Origin of the sequence: Bradyrhizobium sp. 191, assembly GCF_023100985.1 — a bacterium.
GTDB classification, from domain to species: Bacteria; Pseudomonadota; Alphaproteobacteria; order Rhizobiales; family Xanthobacteraceae; genus Bradyrhizobium; species Bradyrhizobium diversitatis.
Genome location: NZ_CP064692.1, coordinates 2,608,748 through 2,630,052 on the forward strand (window position 1 = coordinate 2,608,748; position 21,305 = coordinate 2,630,052).

Annotated in this window: 17 protein-coding genes; 6 read left to right on the top strand and 11 right to left on the bottom strand. The window is 58.1% G+C overall.

Features of this window, described 5'->3' with window-relative positions; genetic code table 11:
- Window positions 1-32: 32 nt before the first annotated feature.
- The 7 genes from IVB23_RS12040 to IVB23_RS12070 form a co-directional block, all read right to left on the bottom strand.
- Window positions 33-308 (bottom strand): hypothetical protein, encoded by a 276-nt coding sequence (locus tag IVB23_RS12040; protein ID WP_061878803.1) that lies wholly within the window; start codon window positions 306-308, stop codon window positions 33-35.
- Window positions 309-1,771: 1,463 nt separating this feature from the next.
- A complete protein-coding gene (locus IVB23_RS12045) occupies window positions 1,772-2,062 on the bottom strand; it encodes a hypothetical protein (protein WP_245312002.1) in 291 nt (96 codons plus the stop codon).
- 559 nt (window positions 2,063-2,621) lie between these two features.
- A complete protein-coding gene (locus tag IVB23_RS12050) occupies window positions 2,622-3,227 on the bottom strand; it encodes a WcaF family extracellular polysaccharide biosynthesis acetyltransferase (protein ID WP_061878799.1) in 606 nt (201 codons plus the stop codon).
- Window positions 3,228-3,263: 36 nt separating this feature from the next.
- The gene (locus tag IVB23_RS12055; RefSeq protein ID WP_276578576.1) at window positions 3,264-4,247 is read right to left on the bottom strand and encodes a GDP-L-fucose synthase; all 984 of its coding nucleotides are present in this window, start codon (window positions 4,245-4,247) and stop codon (window positions 3,264-3,266) included.
- A complete protein-coding gene (gene gmd / locus IVB23_RS12060) occupies window positions 4,207-5,277 on the bottom strand; it encodes a GDP-mannose 4,6-dehydratase (protein WP_131873797.1) in 1,071 nt (356 codons plus the stop codon). The genes IVB23_RS12055 and gmd overlap by 41 nt, the downstream gene beginning before the upstream one ends.
- Window positions 5,278-5,430: 153 nt before the next feature.
- Entirely contained in the window at window positions 5,431-6,735 is a 1,305-nt protein-coding gene (locus IVB23_RS12065; protein WP_247803659.1) for a WcaI family glycosyltransferase, read from the bottom strand.
- 802 nt (window positions 6,736-7,537) lie between these two features.
- On the bottom strand, window positions 7,538-8,566 hold the full coding sequence (locus tag IVB23_RS12070; RefSeq protein WP_247803661.1) for an ABC transporter substrate-binding protein: 1,029 nt from the start codon (window positions 8,564-8,566) through the stop codon (window positions 7,538-7,540).
- Window positions 8,567-8,758: 192 nt separating this feature from the next.
- Here IVB23_RS12070 and IVB23_RS12075 point away from each other — a divergent pair, with 192 nt between their 5' ends.
- Together IVB23_RS12075 and IVB23_RS12080 are read left to right on the top strand one after the other, a co-directional pair.
- Complete coding sequence (locus IVB23_RS12075; RefSeq protein ID WP_247803662.1) at window positions 8,759-10,258, top strand: undecaprenyl-phosphate glucose phosphotransferase; 1,500 nt, start codon at window positions 8,759-8,761, stop codon at window positions 10,256-10,258.
- Window positions 10,259-10,488: 230 nt separating this feature from the next.
- A complete protein-coding gene (locus tag IVB23_RS12080) occupies window positions 10,489-11,709 on the top strand; it encodes a hypothetical protein (RefSeq protein ID WP_061878794.1) in 1,221 nt (406 codons plus the stop codon).
- A 4-nt stretch (window positions 11,710-11,713) separates the two neighbouring features.
- On the opposite strand, the gene IVB23_RS12085 is transcribed toward IVB23_RS12080, so the two are convergent.
- Entirely contained in the window at window positions 11,714-13,165 is a 1,452-nt protein-coding gene (locus tag IVB23_RS12085; RefSeq protein ID WP_247803664.1) for a hypothetical protein, read from the bottom strand.
- A gap of 206 nt (window positions 13,166-13,371) precedes the next feature.
- Here IVB23_RS12085 and IVB23_RS12090 point away from each other — a divergent pair, with 206 nt between their 5' ends.
- From IVB23_RS12090 to IVB23_RS12105, 4 genes are all read left to right on the top strand, one after another.
- Entirely contained in the window at window positions 13,372-14,835 is a 1,464-nt protein-coding gene (locus IVB23_RS12090) for an endo-1,3-alpha-glucanase family glycosylhydrolase (RefSeq protein WP_197967429.1), read from the top strand.
- Window positions 14,836-14,917: 82 nt separating this feature from the next.
- Window positions 14,918-15,670: a methyltransferase domain-containing protein gene (locus tag IVB23_RS12095; protein ID WP_061878791.1), complete on the top strand. Its 753-nt coding sequence runs from the start codon at window positions 14,918-14,920 to the stop codon at window positions 15,668-15,670.
- A gap of 119 nt (window positions 15,671-15,789) precedes the next feature.
- Complete coding sequence (locus IVB23_RS12100; RefSeq protein WP_061878790.1) at window positions 15,790-16,461, top strand: DapH/DapD/GlmU-related protein; 672 nt, start codon at window positions 15,790-15,792, stop codon at window positions 16,459-16,461.
- Between the two features lie 184 nt (window positions 16,462-16,645).
- Window positions 16,646-17,716: a glycosyltransferase family 4 protein gene (locus tag IVB23_RS12105; protein ID WP_247803665.1), complete on the top strand. Its 1,071-nt coding sequence runs from the start codon at window positions 16,646-16,648 to the stop codon at window positions 17,714-17,716.
- Between the two features lie 18 nt (window positions 17,717-17,734).
- Here IVB23_RS12105 and IVB23_RS12110 read toward each other — a convergent pair whose 3' ends face one another.
- From IVB23_RS12110 to IVB23_RS12120, 3 genes are read right to left on the bottom strand one after another with little or no spacing between them, the layout of a single operon-like run.
- Complete coding sequence (locus IVB23_RS12110) at window positions 17,735-18,130, bottom strand: hypothetical protein (RefSeq protein ID WP_247803667.1); 396 nt, start codon at window positions 18,128-18,130, stop codon at window positions 17,735-17,737.
- Complete coding sequence (locus IVB23_RS12115; protein ID WP_247803668.1) at window positions 18,130-18,849, bottom strand: hypothetical protein; 720 nt, start codon at window positions 18,847-18,849, stop codon at window positions 18,130-18,132. The genes IVB23_RS12110 and IVB23_RS12115 overlap by 1 nt, the downstream gene beginning before the upstream one ends.
- 37 nt (window positions 18,850-18,886) lie before the next feature.
- Window positions 18,887-21,106, bottom strand: a complete 2,220-nt coding sequence (locus IVB23_RS12120; protein ID WP_131873773.1) for a polysaccharide biosynthesis tyrosine autokinase — start codon at window positions 21,104-21,106, stop codon at window positions 18,887-18,889.
- Window positions 21,107-21,305 lie beyond the last annotated feature (199 nt).

Below are 21,305 nucleotides of genomic sequence, written 5' to 3' on the forward strand. Positions count from 1 at the left end.
ACGCGGCGTGCCGCCATGGCGAAACGCTTCGCCTAGTTGAGCAAGCGGGGCTTCTCTACCCGGGCCCGGGTTTCGGCCATCCAATCGTTCCAGGCCCGCTCATGTTTGACGTAGAGCTCGAGCCAACGCTCGTTCTCGCCCTCGCGAACACAACGCTCCTCGCCAGCCAAACCAGCGCTCAAGCGGGCATCAGGATTGTCCAGGGTTTCGAATTCGATCGTCTCCGAGATCGTCAACCCAACAAGCACACGTTGTCCGGCGCCATCGACGATGTAGCGCCGAGGCGCGTCCTTCTTGGGTTCACTCATACCTCATGCCCCATTCTGTCAGTGAGACCCCAGATGCCTGACCTTACCTAAAAGGCTCGCCGGGCATGGCCGAATGTCGAGGTGGGATTCGGCTGGGCCGCTCGACGCGAAGTACCGCGGGATGAGTTCGCAGGTCCTCGCTGGACGCGCCAGGCGCGCAGTACGTATCCCAAGATGAGGCCTGTGCCGAAAATGGAAGCGGAGACAAGTGCAGAAGCCATAGGAGTCGTCCCGGATAGTGCAGGACTTATCAAGGCCAAGCAGTGTGTCGACATCATGGTTCTCGGCGATTCCTGGCGCCGAAAGATTGTTCAGGCGTGACCTCTCGTGAGCATGCAGCGCTAGTGGCGGCCCTGTGGGCCTCCCGTGCATCTCATCTCGGCCGCAACGTTCGTGATCTTTCTAAAAGGGCCACCCTCTATATAGAGAGTGTGCTCTTGATATAGAGAGTGTGCTCTTGGCCTTCGTATCCTGTTGCCGTCGAGCAAACGCCTCTTCCTCGCGCAATGAAATTTAGGACAACCGGGCCAGCCCATGCCCTTGCAACCATCTGGAACCCGTCGCATTATTTCGCATCTTACTCACGAGGGGATTCAATCCAATGCAGGTCCGCGTCCTTATTCCATCCATTGCCCTGTCTGCCCTCGGCCTCGGCTTGACGGTATCGGTGGCTCCAGCCGCCGAGCTAGCCCTTGCTCCGGCACATCAGCGGGCAGCCCACGTTCAAGGCGGAGTTGTGCTATGGGATGACGTCTACCCGCCCGCAATTTACGGCCCCCAGCTTCGCCCGGTCGAGGAAGTCGCGGCCATGAAGGCACAGGCGCGCCCGGTGTCCCAGCGCTGGTGGGGATATTGGTACGTCCGGTAGGAGACCGAAGCGAATTGACTTGAGCGACTTTGCGCTAAACGCCAAAGGCGCTGGATTGACCGGGGAGCGGTCGCCGGATTTGAGCCAGCGCATTCTCCAAGGCTGCTTCTCGTCATTCTGGCTCGGGGCCAGTATCGCCCACATGCCTCGCAAGTGCCAGCAGGCTGGCTTGCAACCCGAAGGCATGGACCGACGGATCGTACTTGAGGTGGGTCATGCGCAATACGTCATGGCGCGCGACTTCACCGCCCCGGGGTCGGCTCTGGCTCACAGATATCACCTGCATCCCGACTGAAAAGGCTAGCTGTATCCGGCTGCCGTCATCGACCTTCTCAAGATCGTACGCCTGCGCGACCAGGTGCGCTCGAACCCGCATCATCCGCACTGACGATCGCCATCCGTCGGCGGCGGTCCGCTGCCGGATTGATCAATCAATTCCGATTGCGGGGTGCCGCGTGCCTCCCAAGAACATCGCTCACGGCAAAGCAATCAAAAGACGAATGCGGGTAAGATCGAATCGAGGACATTCTTGAAGCAGGACCAGGGAGGGCTGCCATTTCTCCCTTGCGGCTTGCAGCATCCACAACCGCCGGTTTTACAGATTCAGTTGGCGGCGCAAAGCTTCACGCTCGTCGAGAAGTTCTCGTAGTCGTCGAGCATTGTCAGATTGCGTCTCCTGCCACTCGATGCGGTCCTCGGCAGTCCACAGGTAAGACTCGCAATTCAACCGAGCTTTCTCTGCCCTATCAAACTCGGTGAAGAGTTTGATGTCGCGCTCAACCTGGTCCAGCTGTTCCTGCAGAGTTCTTGGCATCAGCCGTTCCCTCGGCTCTGCCTCTAGCCCATTTCGATTTTCCGTGTATTCGGCGTAGCGATCAACAGGCATTCACTCGCCTCGGGCGCATGGATCGTCGCTCAGACATCACCGCAGGTTGCATTTCTAGGTGTAGATATCCTTATTTCTCGATTGAGGTCAAACGAGGACGGCTGCGACGCAACTTTTGATCTGGAACGGGGCCGCCGGATCCGGACCACGAGGGCAACAAGATTGCTGCAGATTTCTCGACTTGAGAACAGGTCCCAGGAGCCGCCTACATATATAGCTTAAGATTGAATTCATAACCGATTGCAACTCAGACCTGTGCCGGTCCGTGAGCGCTCTGGAATTGAAGGCGCAGCGCGGCATCCGTCCGGTCGTCGATTTCGCCACGACCGAAGCGCCGAAAGCCGCGACGAACCGCTACTGCTCATATGGATCTCTGCGATGAAGTCGGCCTAGACGCCCGAGCTTATTGATCGCATCGCCGCTCCAGGCAATCGCTCCATGGTTGGCACATCAACGGCCCTTTGGTCAGCCAGGTTGTACTGGATCTGCATCATGATCTGCACGTGTCCACCGGAAGACGACGCAGGATCAGGAATCCGAGGCCCGTGGCTCGAGCCAATCAGCGGCACGGATCGGATGGCTCCGAGATTGCATTGCAGGACTTGTCCCCATCGGACGCGAGGCGATCGCGCACGACCCGCGCGGGCTCGCCAATGGCCACGACCTCGGGAGGAACGTCCTCGCGTACGGTGCTCCGCGCGCCGACGACGGCGCCCCTGCCGACCTTCACGCCCGGCGCAACAAATACGTCGCTGGCGATCCAAACTTGATCTGCGACTGTGATCGGGGCGGTGATGTAGCTGAACGCGAGATCGGCCATGTCATGCGATCCCGTGCAGAGGTAGGATCGCTGCGAAATGACCGAATGAGAACCGATTGAAATGCAATCCAGGCTGTACAGCTCGACGTGATCACCAATCCAGGAATAGTCCCCTATCTCAGTCTTCCAGGGGTAGGTCACGCGCACCGTCGGGCGCAGCAGCACCTTGCGGCCGATCTTTGCTCCGAACAGGCGCAACAGAAAGCGCCGCCATGCAAAAAAGGGCTGAGGCGAAAGTGCAAAGAGTGTCGATTGAACGACCTGCCAAAGCAGCACGACGACCGCTCCCCGTCCGCGAAACCCCGGCGGTACACGAAACTGATCCAGCTTCTGAAACTCGCGCATTCTGGTAAGTTCGGCCGACAGAGGGAGGACTATGTTTCACCGGTCGTCTATGGCGGATGCCTGGGTCGTCAGGTAGGCCTCATAGGCGCGCCGGATCCCGGCCTCCAACGGAGTCTTGGCCTGCCACCCGAGTGCTGAGAGGCGACTGACATCAAGCAGCTTGCGCGGCGTTCCGTCAGGGCGTGTCGGGTCAAAGACGATATCCCCCCGATACTCGACGATACCGGCGATCATACGGGCGAGCGCAGCGATGGTGATGTCGCTGCCGGTCCCGATGTTGATCGGCATCTCGTCGGAATAGTTCTTCATCAGGTGAATACAGGCGTCCGCCATGTCGTCGACGAAGAGAAACTCGCGACGCGGCGAACCGCTTCCCCAGACCACGACGCTCTTGCTTCCGACGACCTTGGCTTCGTGAAAGCGTCGGATCAGGGCCGCTGCGACATGGCTATATTCCGGGTGATAGTTGTCCCCGGGGCCATAGAGATTGCTCGGCATCACGCTAATGAAGTCGGAGCCATATTGGCGCCGATAAGCCTCTGCCATCTTGATGCCGGCGATCTTGGCGATCGCATAGGGCTCGTTGGTCGGCTCAAGCAGACCAGTCAAGATCGAGTCTTCGCGCAACGGCTGAGGCGCAAATTTTGGATAGATGCAGGATGAACCGAGAAACATCAGCTTCTCGGCACCGCTTGTATGCGCAGCGTGGATGACGTTAGCCGCGATTGCGATGTTCTCGTAGATGAACTCGGCGCGAAGCTTGTCGTTCGCCGAAATTCCTCCCACCTTGGCCGCTGCGACGAACACGACCTGCGGCCGCATCCTTGCGAACCAATCGGACACCTGAGCTTGGTTGATCAGGTCGATTTCGGTTCGCTTCGCGGTGAGCAACCGGACGTTTTCTTGCGCGAGCCTGCGCACGAGCGCAGCGCCGACCATCCCCCGATGCCCGGCGACGTAGACGCTCTTGCCATTCAGATCAAACTTTGTGGTTGGCACTCGATAGCTCCCGCCTTGCATCCTTCAGATCGCTTGCCACCATCTCGTGCACGAGCTGGCCGAACGTCCGCTTCGGCTTCCAACCCAGCACCCTGTTCGCTTTGCTCGCATCGCCAACCAGAATGTCCACCTCGGTCGGGCGGAAATAGGTCGGGTCGATTCGAACCACCGTCTTGCCGGTGCTTCTGTCGATGCCAGTCTCATCAACGCCCTTGCCGCGCCATTCGATCTCGCGTCCTACCTCCCTGAAGGAGAGTTCGACCATCTCGCGCACCGAGCGGGTCTCGCCAGTGGCAAGCACGAAATCGTCCGGTTTGTCCGCCTGCATGATCAAGTGCATCCCTTCGACATAGTCCTTGGCATGCCCCCAATCTCGTTTCGCCTCGAGATTGCCCAGGTAAAGCGTATCCTCGATCCCGACCTCGATGCGGGCCACGGCGCGCGTGATCTTGCGGGTTACGAACGTTTCACCGCGGATGGGACTCTCGTGGTTGAACAGGATGCCGTTGCTGGCAAACATCCCGTAGGCCTCGCGGTAGTTGACCGTGATCCAGTATCCGTAGAGCTTCGCGACACCATAGGGCGAGCGCGGATAGAACGGCGTTGTCTCCCTCTGCGGGATCTCCTGCACCAGCCCATACAGTTCGGACGTGGATGCCTGATAGAACCGCGTCTCCTTCTCCATGCCCAGGATGCGGATCGCCTCCAGAAGCCTCAGTACCCCGATTGCGTCGGCGTTAGCGGTGTATTCGGGACTCTCGAAACTGACGCCGACATGGCTCTGCGCCGCGAGATTGTAGATCTCCGTCGGCTTGATCTGCTGCACGAGCCTGATCAGGTTGGTGGAATCCGTCATGTCGCCGTAGTGCATCAGGAACGGCACATCGCCAATGTGCGGATCGCGATATAAATGATCGACACGAGCAGTATTGAAGGAAGACGAACGCCGCTTGATGCCATGAACGACATAACCGAGCGATATAAGGTGCTCGGCGAGATACGCACCGTCTTGTCCAGTGACGCCCGTAATTAGCGCAACACGCCCACTCATATGCGAAAACCTGCCGTTGACCGCCGGGATTGGAAACAAATACGATAACGATGGAACGGCTCAACCACCGTTGTCATGTAGAAGCGACCTTCCATGCAGGTCAATCGTGGCAGGGACTGATCATTAACGCCGGAGACATTCTGACGTGTCACGTCAGGACAGACGAAGAGCGTCATTGATCGATGTCGTCGCCTTCTCGGAAACCACACCCGTCCCGTGTTCAGATCTACCCGGCAGATCGCAAATCGAACTCATGCTCTCGATCCAGCGACGCACGATGGTGCGGCGGTCCCAACGTTCGATGGAACGCTTTCGTCCCTCTGCGCCAAGCCTCTCGCTAAGAGAAGGATCTTCGCTTAGCTGAAGAATGGCATCTGCAAGCGATCGAACGTCTCCCGGCGCAACGAGCAAACCGGCACCCTGCACTTCGGCAGCAAGCCCCGTGCCCCGTTCTGCCATCGCGACGACGGGGCGCGCGGACGCAAACATCGCCCCCAACTTGGACGGCAATACAAGGTCGGCCGCCTCCGCCCTCTGCGGGACTACGTGAAGGTCAGCCGTCGCCAACAATTCGTTGAAACTTTCGTTCGACTGGAGTCCCAGGAAATGAACTCTCGGATTCTCAGAGGCCATGTCCACCAGTCTTGCCTTGTGCGGCCCTTCACCAGCCAGAATGAAATGCAGTCGCGGATTACGCCGAAGAAGAGCGGCGGCTTCGACGAGGAGGTCGAGTCCCTGCTTGGCCGACATGGTCCCGGAGTAGAGAGCAACGACGTCATCTTCGTCGATATTCAGGGATGCGCGATATTTGGTCTGCTTCGGACGGGGAAATATCACATCCGTGTCGATCCAGTTTCGGATCTCGGTCGTTCTTTTCGGATCGACGTCCTTGTCCCACAAACGCTCCACCATTTGCGGACAGATGCTGGAAACTCGATCAAACGACCTGAGGACCGCCGCCTCCGCCTTGAGCATCACCTTCCGTAGGGAAGCATTCCGGAGCAGTCCTAGACCGTATGCGGCATCAATTTCGAAGTCTTGCACATGAAGCCACGACTTAGCACCGGTGCGACGAGCAACAAAGGAAGCAAACCGGGCCGACATCAACGACGGCGCGACGGAAATTATGATGTCGGGCCGCCAGGAATATGCATCGATCAGCGCCGGCACCAAGCTTGTCAGTGCAAAGGACAAGTGGTGAATCAGACGCTTTGCACCAGTCGGCTGCTTGGGAACGTAGATCGGCGCTCGCATGACGCCCACGCCCCCCATCATCGAGCGCCTGAAATAGGAGCCACTCAAACCGGCTGGGATGCTCCAGGCCGGATAGTAGGGAGGCGCCGTAACGACCCTCACCTCGTGGCCCTCGGCAACAAGGCTTTCGCAAAGCTCCGTATTGTATTTGGCCACGCCGATCAGATCGGGAGCGTAATTGATGCCGACCAAAAGAATACGCATTCAATCCAAATCCTAAACGATAACTCGTATCCAAAGAACCCGAGACAGCCAAGGATCACCGCTTTGGCTTCGCAGCCTCCGCTGAAACGATCGCTGCCGCGGCGGCTAATCGCCGCTTGAACTCCGGTGCGAAATCGAGGGGACTACGCTCGGTAAGGCCCGCCAATCGTCGGAAAGAAAAACTTCGCTCCGGGCCAGTACGTGCGCTTGCGCAAGGTACCAGTCTGTCGCTCCCCGCACTTTCGCTTGCGAGGTGGTGGCAGCTCTCATTAACGGAGTAAAGAAAGGATCATTTTAATGATGAACGCGTACCGTCAAGAGCCGTCAAGCGCGACAAGCAACGCAAGCTCTCCGAGAAACGCCCCGCCTAGTAAGGCCGGCGAAGGACCGGGCTGGTCTCCGCTATACAGACCCGATCCCAATACCAACCGTAGGGAGTTTCCACGCGGACTTGAGGGCAACGCCGCCGCGGCACATAGCGGTATGGATATGGTTGAGCCCAGAAGGTAACCGGGAATACGTGTTCGGCCGGCGTCGGGACGACGGGTGCCGGCAACTGCATCGCAGCGATTGCCTGCGGCCCGGCCAACAAGACCATTGCCGATACCAACAACCCCAAACGCCGGATAGTCTGCTTTGCCATCACCTTCCCCTGCGCTCGCCAACCGGCGACGAAATGCGCCAAATCAGAATATTTCAAAATTCAGCCGGATATCGAGCAGATTATTTATCAACGGGATCGGAAAAAGGCAACGGACCATAGCGTATTCATCCACCAGCCCGGAATATCGAATCGGGGCCGCTAGAAGGCGCCGGCACCCTCCTTTTCCGGCGCTCGCCGGTACTCGCCCCTGATGAATTGTGTGCTGACAGCCTGAAACAGCGGGGCGTTCTCCCTGCCAAGACCCGCGAAGACCAGGATATCGCGCAGGGTTCGCCACCGACTTTCGTCGTATTCGCCGATTCGGGCGCCGACAGGCAGCACCAGCGACCGCTGCTGCTCCATTTCGAACTTGACGCGCTCGGGAGCGAGGCCGGACCGGTCAAAATCGACAATGATCGGAATCGCCCGGCTGTAATCGGCATAGGCAAATTGCCACCCCCGAACCAAGCCGTGCAACAGATCGGCAATTGCGGACGGCCGCTCTCGAATCAGATCATTGCTGGCGAAATAAACCTGCCCAGGCACGTGGATTGCGTAGTCCTGGGGTTTCATGACGCTCAATGGGACGTAGTCCGCGCTTGTCTGGCTAGGCTGCTGATCGATCGGGACAACGATCGCGTCCACATCCCCAGATCTCAGTGCCTGGAAGCTGGCCCGGTCGGAAACCTTGACGATCTGGCTACGTGGCAATCGAAGCCTGGCCATCATGGCGTCGAAGACGACCTCTGCCTCACTCCCCTCGCGGCAACCGATGCGCTTGCCGATGAGGTCATCCGGCCGATGCAAGCCCGACCGCTCCAGCGCGAAAATCGCCACCGAGGTGTCAAGGAAGCTGGCTGCAAAGGCAGTGACAGGAGCCCCTCGCCAAACCGCAAGCAAGAACTTCTGGCCCGTCGTCACGCCGATTGCGTTCTCCCTCGCAACCGTTTCGACGAAATTGGGATCGTCTGGAAGGGCTCTCATTGCGACGCCTCGCTTGAAATAGCCCTCCTTGGCAGCAATCATCTCGCCGGCGAAGCGAGCGGAGTAGGGCCCATCCAGGAAGAAGCTGGCGTGAAACGAGGAATCGGCGGGGGTATGGACGGGCGCAACGTCGGGAATCAAGGCGAAGACAACAAGGCCGGTTGCGGACAGCGCCGCGAGACCGATCGCCACCCGGCGCGTCACCGTTGATCCCGATCGCCGTCGTCGGTGACGCATGAACGTATCCCCTTCCGACCTTCGAAATTTTGTATTCCAAATGGCAGAATTAGGATAATAAGAGCACAAGAAGTAAGGTTATTTTTTCATTCGTCTTGTTTCGACTACGGCCTTTCCTGATAGCACCCAACCGGATCTTCCTTTTTCTGAGTTGATATTATGACAATTGCATCGGCTCGCCCGACCTGCGCCGCGGACAGTCCGGTAGAGATTCACGTTCTCGATGAGACGAATCCGGCACGTGCAAGTTTAGTCGTGCGATGGTGGCGACCCAACATTGTCGAGCTGCTGGCTCTTGTGGCCGACGCTATCATCATCGTCGCAAGCGGCGTCGGCTGCGCTGCCGGATACCAGATCTATGCACGGCCTGAGCACGACCAACTCGACGTCTACACCGCACTCAGCTTCCTCGTTGCGCTCAACTTTATACTTCTGATCAAGGTTCAGCACGGCTACGCTCTCAAAAACTTTACTGACCTGCCGCGGCTATTCAAAAAGACACTGGCAACGTGGACCGCCTTGTTCAGCGCGCTGATCGTTATCACCTTCGCCATGAAGGCCAGCAATCAAGTCTCGCGCGGCACGATAATCTCGTTCTACCTGGTCACTCCAGTCCTGCTTCTGCTGGCGAAGGCAGCCATTGCGCGATTTGTCACGACGGCGTTGCGGAACGGTGGTGCCTTCGCCAGGCGCCGCGCCGTGGCGATCGCCGAGCGCGGGTTGCTGTCATCGGAGGCAATGGCAGAGCTCACACAGCATGGCTACCGGATCACGCGGATCATGGAGCTCCGCCCGGAGTGCCTGACTTCGCCGGCGCTGATCCCGTCGATCGGACCGCGCCTCGACGACTTCATCGCCTACGCGCGGGAGAACCAGATCGAACAGGTGTTCCTGCTGCTCAAGTGGGATCATTGGCACGCGATCGACATGATCGCGGACGCGCTGAGAATCCTTCCGATACCGGTAAATCTCGTCTCCGATCCGGATGTCTCGAGGTTCTTGCGCTACCCGGTCACGACTGCCGGAAGCAGCATGATTGCAGAGATACGGCGTGCACCAATTTCGCGACAAGAACAGGCTCTCAAACGCGCGTTCGACCTGATCGGTGCCAGCCTCGGCCTGCTGGTGTTCGCACCGGTCATGCTGATGACCGCGATCCTGATCAAATGCACGTCGACCGGCCCGGTGCTGTTTCGGCAGACCCGGAACGGCTTCAACGGTCGCGCCTTCAAGATCTACAAGTTTCGGACGATGCGCGTGCTGGAAGATGGACCGATCATTCTGCAGGCGCGCAGGAACGATCCTCGCGTAACCCCGGTCGGCAGATGGCTACGTAAGACCTCGATCGACGAACTGCCGCAGCTCCTCAATGTCCTGCTGGGCGACATGTCGCTGGTCGGCCCCCGCCCCCACGCGGCTGCGCACAACTCGGAGTATGAGCAGGTCATCAGCAACTACGCGTTTCGCCAACACGTCAAACCAGGCATCACCGGCTGGGCCCAGGTCAACGGTTACCGCGGCGAAACGCTGACCGTCAACATGATGAAATCCAGGGTCGACCTGGACTTGTGGTACATCAACAACTGGAGCATCTGGCTCGACGCGAAGATCATCTTGCGCACCGTGGTACAAGTGACTCGCGATCCCGTGGCCTACTGATGTCTTGTCCCGCCCCATCCGGTAGAGGCATTCCATTCATTCAGCGATGCCGCCAATCGTATGGGCACGCGCCTGATCGTGGATTCGTTCGCCCAGAATGAGAATCAGGCAATTAACTCTGTCCTCAAACAAGCTCGCATCGGGGCTGCGCATCATCCTATAACGTTGCGCAAAGAGGGCACCACCGCTAAGGCCCTAGCGCCCGCCAGCAGCAATCCAATTTCAGGAAGATGAAAACCTACCTCATCAAATATTTCGTTCTGGGCAGCGAGCAGGTCATCTTCAGCTTCTCCAATTTCTTCTACCTGGCGGTGGTCGCGCGCCGGCTGCCGCTGGCCGAATTCGCCGAGCTGAGCCTTGGATATACCTGCTATCTCATTCTCATCGGCGCTCATCACGCGGTCATCTGCGATCCCATCATCGCGACCGGAATCAGCGCACAGGACAGTCAACGATCATTGTTACGGCGCCTGTGGACGATCAATGTATCCTTTTGCTGCCTGGCACTGGCCGCAGGATGCGCACTCGTCTTGACCAGCAGCACTCACGAGATGCAAACGCTCACCGTTGTAGCTCTCGCCTGCCTGTTCTTCAGCTTTGCCGGTCCGGTCCAGTTCGTTCGGCGAATTATGCACATTCAGGGACACGTGCAGGCATCCGCCGTCGCAGCAGCGGCTTACGCAACGGTCCTGATCGTGTCAGCCTGGATGCTGCCCCACGTCAATCTGGAATCGCACTTTGCATATACCGTACCGTTCATCCTCGGCAATCTGGTCTTCCTTGTCTCAGCTTGGCGAAACATCCCACGCAAGCTCAACGACAACCAGAACATCTCCCTGAAGTCCCATTTCCGGGCGGGATATTCGTTCCTGATCAACAACCTCCTCGGCCTGGCGACGACAAATATCTATCCGTTCGTGTTCGTGTTTCTGAACTCGCCTGAAGCCGTTGCAAGCTATCGGCTGATGTTCGCCGTGATAGCTCCATTCGCGCAGTTGCTTGGCGGGCTCTCAGGATTCATCACGCCGCGCATTGCGGTCGCGAGGATCAGCCAGATTGAAACGCCTCACCTGCTGATCCTGGCTCTGATCGTCTTTGCTCCGCTTCCGTTGGCCGTCATGGCAATTTGGTTCGGCAGCGACGCGGCCTCTCTCATCTTCGGAGCCAAGTATGTCGCGCTCGGAGGATCAATCCCCGTTGCATTGATTTCGACGAGCTTCGCCCTCGCACTCGCGACCGTGAGCATGTGGCTGAGGGCCAATCACCGGCTCGGCCTGATGCAGGCCGGCAGCTTGATCTCCGCGGCGATCACCGCCGTCATCGCGATTCCCAGTTGCCTGGCTCTTGGCGTTACCGGCGCGTTCGTGTCGCTCGCGATTGCCAATGGCGCCGCGGCGCTTTGGGTGGCAGTCAAGGGAACCTCGGGCCGTATCCGAACGCAGCCCGGTTAGCCGCTCAATTCTGCGACGTCTCCGGCATTGAGCCGCGGCGAATTGAGGGGGGCGCAGGAATATGGACCGTCCGTTTGGTGAGGAGGAGCATGACCGCCGAAGCAACGACGGTAGAGCTATGGATTGCCCATTCCGACCACCCCACTTGAAACGGGCCGCGAAGCAAGATCATGCAAAGCATCGGCGAAAGACAGAGAATGAAGTACAGCGGCGACAGCCTTTGGGCAGCGAGGCCGCGACGTTCTACCCGATCGAGAACATAGACGATCGCAACCGACATCAGCATCGCCCCAACAATCCCGAAGCTGAAATAGCCCTCGATCGGCGGCGGAGCCGAAACGTTATCGGTGCCGAAGCCTTTCAGGATGAAGATGTAGTCATGCATGATCTCGCCGACTGTTCTTCCCTTCCCCGCCCAAAGATCGCGCGGAACGAAGAACAGCAGTGCCCCCATGATGTTCGATCCCCATTCCAAGCCCTTCATTTCGACCCACATGATGGCATAGCAGAACAGATCCAGGCCTGAGAAATCAGGATGGACGAAGAACTGGGAGAACGGCCGCTGATCGAGAGAGACGTTTGCGTACCGGAAAATGGATCCGAATATGGGCGACGCCAGCAATCCGGCGAAATAGGTGACAAGAAACAGACGAACGCTTCTTGGACCAAATATCGCAAGCACGCAGAATACGATCAATGTCGAGGAGCGAAAACGTGCGGAAATGAGCGGATTGTTGATGAAGAGACCCGCCAGAAGCAGAACTGCAAAGCATGTCACCCAGCCCGTGTTCCGGCGAGCCAAGGCGACACTGGCACCGATAACGGGAGCAACCAGGGTGAATGGCCGGAAGAATGCCGTGACCAGAATGTTGATCATCTTGCTTTCGCCAACCACCGAACCAAAGGCCTCGCGATTCACCTGAAGCAATGACGAGCCAAGATAACCAACCAATCCGAGCGATACGACCATCGAGGCAGCGGCCAGAAGGGTGTAGTTCGGGTTCGGCTCGGCGGCGAGGCTTCTGTCCAGAAACCGGTTATGGCGGGGTTCGGGAGCTCGAGAGGGACGATAGACGACGAAGCAGAGGCCCACGATCGTCATGAATGCGCAAAGGACGCTGGCCGGCACAACGAGACTTACATCAGCCAGAATTGGATCGAAGTCGTTTCCGATCTGCTGAAGAGGCGCCACGGCCAGAAACAGAAGGTTGAAGACGAAGAAGACAACGAACAGCAGGTAAGATCTGGCCAGAGCAATCTTCAGTCCGAATAGGGAAACGATCCCGTTCACCGCCAGTATCATGGCAGCGATCAACGAAGCACGCGGGCTGGACCAGGCCTGGGCGAACGAGAGGAGCAAGTAGGCTCCGGCCGAGCCGATAACGACATAGTCGAAGACGCTCTTCGGCGTCACATACAACTGGGAAGCGGCTGCACTACGCGAGAACTGGTTCATAACCTAAAAAACATTAGAGTTCGCCAAGCTCCACGTTGCGGCGCCGGCTCTGGAAAGAGCACATCCCACCGCAGTTCAGCCTCGGTGCAGATCGTACAATACATATCTCGGTCGCGTTAACGCTTCGAACTCGCTCACCTTGCGGCCAAATCTCAGGTGAGATATCCTTGTAATATATAGAAGATATCAACGGAATACTTACTTGAATGTCCTTTTTTCCGGCCCGGATTAACGACGACCTAAAGCTGCACGCCCGTATGGACCGGCGTCGGCTTCTCTCCGCCGGCATCCTCCTCGCGGGAGCATCTTCAATGCCGGCCTCGGTGGCGGCCGCGACAAGTTCAGGAGCAAAGGCGAAGAAAGTTTACGCTCATTGGCATTGGTTTCCGACCTCGTTCGATAACTGGCCGGCGGACAAAGATCAGTATGCCGATTATATGTCGCCAGACGGGACCCAAGGTAAACTTCGGGCCGAAGGCGGCTTCGTTCGCGAACGGCCCCTGCCTCGACCTCCACGCCCAGAGGCAAACTGGGCTGTGCTCGACATGCTCGATGAGATCAAAGCCGCTCGTCACATCGGGCTGGATGGTTTCCTGTTCAACATGGGAGGCATAGACGACGGCTCCCCGTACATGATCCACCTGCGCAACATGCTCGAGGCCGCCAAACAGGGCCCGCCGGGATTTGAAGTCATACTATCGATCGATACCGTAATTCTGGTGAAGACACCGGTCGACGCGATCGCCGACGCAATCCTCAAGCTGGCGCGGAACTCCCACGTTGCGCGTCAATCCGACGGCCGACTGATCCTGGGGGCCTTTTCTCCCGAGCAATGGGACGTTGGCCGATGGAAGGAACTGTTGCAACGACTGACGGCCAGCGGAGAGAAGGTCTTCTTCTATCCTACATTTCTCGATGTGCGCAGAACGATCGATTTCATGGATTTGATCGATGGCGCATCGATGTGGGGGGTCGACAAACTGAGCGACATCCCTCTTCTCAAGAAAGTAGGAAAGTTGGCGAAGCAGGCCGGTAAGGTCTGGGCATCCGTGGTGTGGCCCCAGGACTTCCGGCCGCACAATCGCTGGTTCTCGGAATGCCACAACAGTGAATTATTCCGGGCTTCATGGGCCGCGGCGATGGAAATCGGCTCCGACGCGGTCAACATCGCCACCTGGAACGACTATTCCGAAGGATCCGAAATTCGACCGTCCACCAGCATTCAATATGCTTTTTATGATCTCGCTGCGTTCTATATCGCTTGGTTCAAGAACGGCACGATGCCGCCGATCACCGAAGACGTGCTCTACTATTTTCACCGAATCGAGTCCACCGAGGCGGCTGGGACCGGCTCTGCTCAACCGTTTAGGTTCGCGACAAATCTGGTCAGCCGCTTTGCCGATCCGCCTCAGAACGACATTGAGTTGCTTGCGTTCTTGAAGGAGCCGGGCGAGCTCACGATAGTGACCGCGAAAGGCGCGAAGAGCCTGAAGGCGAAAGCTGGAATCACGTCGTTTCGAATTCCGCTGGTGCCGGGCAAAGTGAGTTTTCGCCTCAGCCGCGGAGACGCCAGCGTCATAGACCTCCCGAGCGCGTTCGAAATTCGTGAGACCTCGGCCTATCAGGATTTGCTGTATCACGGCGGATCGTCGTCCCGTCCACCGGTCTAGAATATTCCGGTCGTGGTTCAGGCGAGGACTGCCTGGATATTGGCCGTCATTTCTCTTGAGCGCACCAGCGTTAGTGAGTCCCATGCATTCAACTTTCTTCCCGGAATTGGCTGCCGGCGGATTTTCCAGAATCGACGGCACGATCGCGTTTTACCAACGCGTGAATGCCCTCGTGACGCCGAGCACCAGAATGATCGATTTCGGCGCAGGCCGCGGCTCGATCCATGAAGACGCCAGCTCGGAGTACCGGCGCAATCTCTGCAATTTCAAGGGACGCGTTGCCGAAGTCATCGGACTGGACGTCGACGAAGCCGTCTTCACCAATCCGTCGCTGGACGAGGCGATGCTCTTGGATCCGACGGGACGTGCGCCGCTGCCTGCCAATTGCGCCGACATCATCCTGTCGGATTACACGTTCGAGCACATTCCGGATCCGGCTCAAAGCACCGCCGAGATGGACAGACTTTTGAAGCCCGGCGGCTGGATCTGCGCGCGAACTCCAAACAGGTACGGCTACATCGCATTGGCCAACCGCCTGGTCCCCAGCGGAATTAGCCGCACTATACTCAGCTCGGCACAACCCGAGCGCAAGGATGAGGACATTTTTCCGGCGGTCTATCGTTTGAATACGCCGGCTACGCTACGGAGGTATTTCCCACCCGCGCGTTTCGACCATTTTGTATATGCTTGGGATGCGGAGCCATCCTACCACGCCAACAACCGTGGCCTCTACCGTGCGTTCCAACTCGTTCAGTCGCTTACGCCTCAGGCCTTCAAGACCGTCTTGATGGTCTTCATCCGGAAGAAGCTCGACTGTCCGGCGGAAGCCGCCTAGCTGGTGCGCTGGTGAATTCGCGTCCTCGAGGCGATACACTATCGAAATAAACCTTAAAGCCGAGATCTTGACCAAACCGCAGCACTTTCGGTTATTTTGGGTGGGCGCGAGGAACGACTATGCTGAAGATTGTTATTCAAGTTTTGTTTCTTTTCTTCCCCTGGAGAGTCCGTCGGCTGGTCCTCAACGCGATCCCCGGTTTTTCGATCCATCGCGACGCGCGGATCGGTCTGTCCTTGATTCTGGCCGACGAATGCGTCCTGGAAGCGAAGACCTACATCGGTCATCTCAACTATATCGGCCGGCTTGATCGGTTGCAGATGGATGAAGATGCGGTCATCGGCAATCTGAACTGGATCGGTGGACTGTCAACTCGCCTGAATTCGCCGGCCTTCCGAAACAGGACGAAGCGACGTTCAGATCTTATCATGCGCAAGGCGAGTCTGGTGATGAGCCAGCATTACATTGATTGCACCGACCGGATCGAGTTTCGTCAATTCTGCGGTCTCGCCGGATTCCGCAGCCAGTTGTTGACCCACGGGGTCAATCCAATGTCCGCCCGGCAGACCTGCTCTCCAATCACGATAGGAGCCTACACGATGATCGGCACCGGCGTGATCATTCTGCAGGGCGTCACCATCCCGGACTATTGCGTTGTGGCTTCGGGCGCCGTCGTGACCCACGTCGCGCCCCAAGAATACTCGATGATCGGCGGCAACCCCGCGGTTCACCAGCGAGACATCCCCAAGACCGCAAAGATCTTTCACCGAACGGCCTTCACGGTCACCTGATATTCAAACGCGGCTCGTAGCCGTATCCCGGGCTCGGCCCACGTGTCGCACACAATGATTTGGCCTCCACGGCCCGTCGGGCGACATCAGGGATCCGCGGCGCTGCTCCGCCAAATGCTGCGCTCGCCACCAATTATTCATTGGCTAACATTGCTGAAGGACCGACGACCTCGTGCCCGGTAAAATGATCGTTGTGGCGGGCCCCCTTCCTCCGCCGGTTCATGGCGCAGCTCTCATCACCAAGCGGGCGGCCGACACTCTGCGCGCTGCCGGATTTCAACTCGCGTTCGGCAACACCTCACCAGGCGATGCTCCCGATCGGTGGCGGCATCATTTCAATCGCGCACGCGCATACGTCCGATGCGGACGAACTGTCCTTCGCCACCCGGAGGCCTCGATACTCTACCTCTCTCTGTCCGGCGGCTATGGACTGCTCTATGACCTGCTGGTCGTCATCCTTGCGCGGTGGGCGGGGAAGACGATCGCGTTCCATCATCACAGCTTCGCCTACCTGACGAAGCGTAGCGCCATCTTGGCGTCCATTGTTCGCATGGCCGGCGCCAACCAGTTTCATATCGCGCTCTGTAGCAGGATGGCCACGACACTTTCGGAGCTGTATGGCAAGCATCTAAGGACGCTCGTCATTTCCAACCTGGCGTTTATCGATTTGCCCGCCGTCGAACTACGGAGCTGTGACCGGACATTCGGCTCGATTGGCTATCTATCGAACATCTCGCTCGAAAAAGGCATCGACCGCTTTCTCGACCTGATGGCTCGACTGCGAGAGAGTGGATCCGGCCTGACGGCACGAATCGCTGGTCCCTGCGCCGATCTCGAGATTGAGCACTACATCAAGCGCCGCGCGAACGAGATCGGTGGGATCGAGTATGTGGGGCCCGTATATGACGACGCCAAGGTCCACTTTCTCTCCTCGATCGACGTCCTGGTATTTCCGACGAGATACGTCAACGAGGCGCAGCCTGTGGTGATCTATGAGGCGCAGATGGCGGGTGTCATCGTCGCTGCCTCCAACCGCGGATGCATCGCCAACATGGTGCCGGAAGAACTGCTGCTCGATCCGCGCGCGTCAGATCTCGACGGGATCGCGGAACAAATCCTCGCGTGGGAAAAGTCGGTCGCTGACTTTCAAGCCGCCCTGAACGAGGCCGAGCGTAATCGCGCAGCGCTGCTCGTTCAGCGCGAAGATGACGCGAGAAAGTTCGTAGACCTTTTCGGGGCCCCCGCGATCAGATGAGCAGGGCGCTCGGCGAGCTCATTTTTGAGACAGTGAATATCGAAACATCGACATCTTCATCGTTCCCAGAATCGTGTCGACGCGCTGATAGCCGTAGACGGTCGCATCCTTGCAGTGATCGCTATGGTAGTAGCAGATCTTGACCCTGATCATTCGAGAGCAGTTGTTCTTGACGCTCACGATATGATCCATCAGCTCGCCGTTCTGGACGTGCCCCTTGGCAGCCGCCTCAACATTGAGGCAGGGACGATTGGCGCCGTCACGGATGACGGGCGATTCCGATGTGTCGGCGGCGCCCTGCATCGTGAATTTTGATTTCGTGCTTTGTGCGTGAGCCGACGGAACGTTCTGGATCAATGTCCAGGCCGGAGCCATGCAGATCAGCAGGACAAGCCGAAAGAGCGATCGAACCATTACCGCCACATCCTTTCAGGTAATTCGACTCCCGGCACAGTGGCCTTCACGCCGTCATATGCCAACCGCTTCGCAAAAGCTTCACGGGCGACCAGGCGAACGCCCCCGAGGCTCGCCAGCAATCTATCCCTTTGAGGCCAGCCGACTCCCGTCAGGTTGCGTGCCGCATCATCGATGAAGTCGCTTTCGACCATGCCAGCGAACTCGGCAACGACCTTTTGCTGCAGCTGCTCCCCAAGCAGTGGAAATATCGCCAGCGCCAACCTGTTGCGACGGAGCGCGATCCAGCCTTCGTATGGTCCAGCCGCGTATGACTGTTCAAGATAGCGAATATTTCCCGCGTCGAAACCGTCTCGCTCGTTCTTCACCCAATACAGCAACAGCCAAAGAAAAGCGTCGGCCGGATCGAGCATCAACGACGACTTCAGCTTGGTCTCCGCGGCCGACAATCTGCGCTCCAGGTCCTGGGAACCTTTACCCTGCAGGCCCTCCTCGGCCGAGCGAAGCGCAATCAGCGCTCGGGCTCGTACCAGACTGGGGTAGGGAAGGCTCGATGGCGAGTCCGCGTCCATACGAACCGCGATCGACTCCACGATCCCCGGCTTGAGCTGTTCACCGACCAAAATATGCGTGGCGATGGAGCTGACCTGCAGATCGGTCCAGAACGATGGCAACACGACCAGTGACCAGGCTACTCCAGCGATACCCGTCAGAAGCAATACGCCCCTGCAACATTTCCGCCAGATCCCGCCCACGTTAATCGACGTAGCCGTAACGGGCATAGTTCTTCTTGTAATAGTAACGGCTGTGGTACGACTCGTAGCGAGCAAGGCGCTTCGTATCTGCCTTGTTGAGAACGACGCCAAGCAGCTTGTCTTGGATTTCCTGAGAACCACGCAGATTGTGCCTGACGACGTCCATCAGGGTCTTGCCCCACTCCACGACGAATATGTAGGAGTCAACGAAAGTCGACGTCACGCGCACGTCCACGACCGGCGCCATGGGCGGCATGTCGAGCACGATGTAATCGAACTTGTCCCTCAGCTCGCCAATCAGGCCATGCATCATCTTGGATGCCAATATCTCGTTGGTATGAAGAAGCTTGGAGGTCGTACCTGCAGCCAAGATCGAGAGCCCCGTCTGCGCATCAACCGTCAACGCTTGCTCCAGTTTAGCCTTATGCGCGAGGATCTCGACCAAACCAAACTCCGCGTCGGGCGTCAGCGCGCGAGAGAGCGAGGGATTGCGGAGATCGCAATCGATCAGGAGGACGCGCGCACCGCCATGGGCCATCAATTGCGCCAAGTTGGCAGACAGCGTGCTCTTGCCTTCATTCGGAAGAGTCGACGTAACCGCCAGCACGCGGTTCTCTCGAACAATCGAGTTCAGATCGACCGCCACCTTCGTCGAGCGCACCGCTTCGGAGAAGCGCGAGAGAGGATGATCAACGACATAACGCAGCAATTTCGGCCTTGCGTCCTTGGTCGCAGCTGCGTTCACCGTCGGCAGCAGCGCTATACAACTCGCGCCGAGCACCTCCTCGACCTGCTGAGTCGTCCTGAACACCCGGTCCATCATTTCACGCACGATCGCCAGGACGAAGCTCAGCACCAAACCGCCAAAAAGAGCCACGCCCAGCACGATGAGAGTCTTTGGATAGCTCTTGACCAGCGGTGTCGTTGCTGCACTGATCACGCGCGCTTCACTGATGGGGAACGATTGCTGCTGGACCGATTCCATGTAGCGCTGCAGGAAATTGTCGTACATCGCCTGATACGACTGCGCATTGCTGTCGAGCTCGCGTAGCCGAACCTGCGCCTGATTGGTGAGCTGAGACTCCGAGACCACGGTGGCCAAACTGGCCTTGATGCTCTCCTCGCGCGTGACGGCGATATCATAGTCGCTCTTGTAAGACTCCTGAATGCGCTTGAGCTCGTCGATCATGTTCCGCTTGATCTCGTCCATTTGGCGACGCAGGTTCACCGCGGCAAGATGATCGTGGCCATACTTGGCGGCCCAGATCGCTTCCTTGGCGGCCATGTCGACATACTGGCCTCGCAGCTTGACGATGGTCTCGTTCCGAAGAGCATCCGCCACTGCCGCGTCCGGTATTTCGCGCTTCAGAATATCGTTGATGCGGTCCAGCCGCGCCCTGGCCTCGGCCGTCGAGGCATGCGCCCCGACCAGCTGGCTATTCACTTCGGCGAGCTGTTGCTCGTTCATCAAGCGCCCGCCGGTATCGACAATGTTGTTGGCGGTCTTGAAATCGACAACCGCCTTCTGTGCCGCGGATGCCTGAGCGCGCAACTCCTTGATGCGATCCTGCAACCAGACGCTGGCGCGACGCGTCGATTGGTACTTGGCTTCCAGCTGGTCAACAATGTAGGCGTCAGCGATCGCATTGGCGATCTGCGCCGCTTTCGCTGGATCACGCGACGTGAAGCCGATCTCCATGACGTATGTGAGACCGAGACGCTTGATGGTACGATTGCTCTCAAAGCGTTGCAGAGCCTTGCGCTGCAATCTGAACTCGGAACCGGCACGGCCACTGGAAAACAGATCGGAAAAGAAATTGCCGATGGACCCGATCAAGCTTCCGCCGTTGCCGAGGAACTCCGGATCTTCCGTCAGGTGCAGGTCACGAATGACCGCCAAGCTGATATTCTCGGACTTGAGAATTTCGACCTGCGTTTCCACCGACGCGGAGTCCGGGGCCACGTCACCGAGCATCGATTGCTGCTGGAACAATTGTACTTTGCGGGTGTCGATGACGATCGACGCCGTAGAGGTGAATTGCGGAGCTTCGGTAAAGAGATAGAGAAGCGCCAAGATCACAGAGGCGGATATGATCGCGACAATTGTTGGGAACTGATGCCGGATGACATCCAAATGCAGAGTCAGCGATTGAAACGGGGAGCCTTGAGTCTCGGCGAATTCGCGATTGATCTCTGAGGTGGACTTGTTCAGCTGCAACATCCGGTAAATCCTGAAATCAATCAATGCCCGTACTTGGGCCGACAAGCGCGCGGCGACGTGATTTCACGTGTCCGCAATCACGCCTAGTCATCGAAGCATGGACGCACCACGTGCTTCACGGGCAGTATATCGTGCGAGTCATCGCGGAAGATCAAAGGCAGCGCGTGACACGCTGCCTTGGTTTATTTTCTCTAAGGGG

Bases quoted from the DNA above. Each gene is read 5' to 3' on its own strand.
- IVB23_RS12040 (WP_061878803.1), bottom strand. From the start codon at position 308: ATGAGTGAACCCAAGAAGGACGCGCCTCGGCGCTACATCGTCGATGGC.
- IVB23_RS12045 (WP_245312002.1), bottom strand. From the start codon at position 2,062: ATGCCTGTTGATCGCTACGCCGAATACACGGAAAATCGAAATGGGCTA.
- IVB23_RS12050 (WP_061878799.1), bottom strand. From the start codon at position 3,227: ATGCGCGAGTTTCAGAAGCTGGATCAGTTTCGTGTACCGCCGGGGTTT.
- IVB23_RS12055 (WP_276578576.1), bottom strand. From the start codon at position 4,247: ATGCAAGGCGGGAGCTATCGAGTGCCAACCACAAAGTTTGATCTGAAT.
- gmd (WP_131873797.1), bottom strand. From the start codon at position 5,277: ATGAGTGGGCGTGTTGCGCTAATTACGGGCGTCACTGGACAAGACGGT.
- IVB23_RS12065 (WP_247803659.1), bottom strand. From the start codon at position 6,735: ATGCGTATTCTTTTGGTCGGCATCAATTACGCTCCCGATCTGATCGGC.
- IVB23_RS12075 (WP_247803662.1), top strand. From the start codon at position 8,759: ATGACAATTGCATCGGCTCGCCCGACCTGCGCCGCGGACAGTCCGGTA.
- IVB23_RS12080 (WP_061878794.1), top strand. From the start codon at position 10,489: ATGAAAACCTACCTCATCAAATATTTCGTTCTGGGCAGCGAGCAGGTC.
- IVB23_RS12085 (WP_247803664.1), bottom strand. From the start codon at position 13,165: ATGAACCAGTTCTCGCGTAGTGCAGCCGCTTCCCAGTTGTATGTGACG.
- IVB23_RS12090 (WP_197967429.1), top strand. From the start codon at position 13,372: ATGTCCTTTTTTCCGGCCCGGATTAACGACGACCTAAAGCTGCACGCC.
- IVB23_RS12095 (WP_061878791.1), top strand. From the start codon at position 14,918: ATGCATTCAACTTTCTTCCCGGAATTGGCTGCCGGCGGATTTTCCAGA.
- IVB23_RS12100 (WP_061878790.1), top strand. From the start codon at position 15,790: ATGCTGAAGATTGTTATTCAAGTTTTGTTTCTTTTCTTCCCCTGGAGA.
- IVB23_RS12105 (WP_247803665.1), top strand. From the start codon at position 16,646: ATGATCGTTGTGGCGGGCCCCCTTCCTCCGCCGGTTCATGGCGCAGCT.
- IVB23_RS12110 (WP_247803667.1), bottom strand. From the start codon at position 18,130: ATGGTTCGATCGCTCTTTCGGCTTGTCCTGCTGATCTGCATGGCTCCG.
- IVB23_RS12120 (WP_131873773.1), bottom strand. From the start codon at position 21,106: ATGTTGCAGCTGAACAAGTCCACCTCAGAGATCAATCGCGAATTCGCC.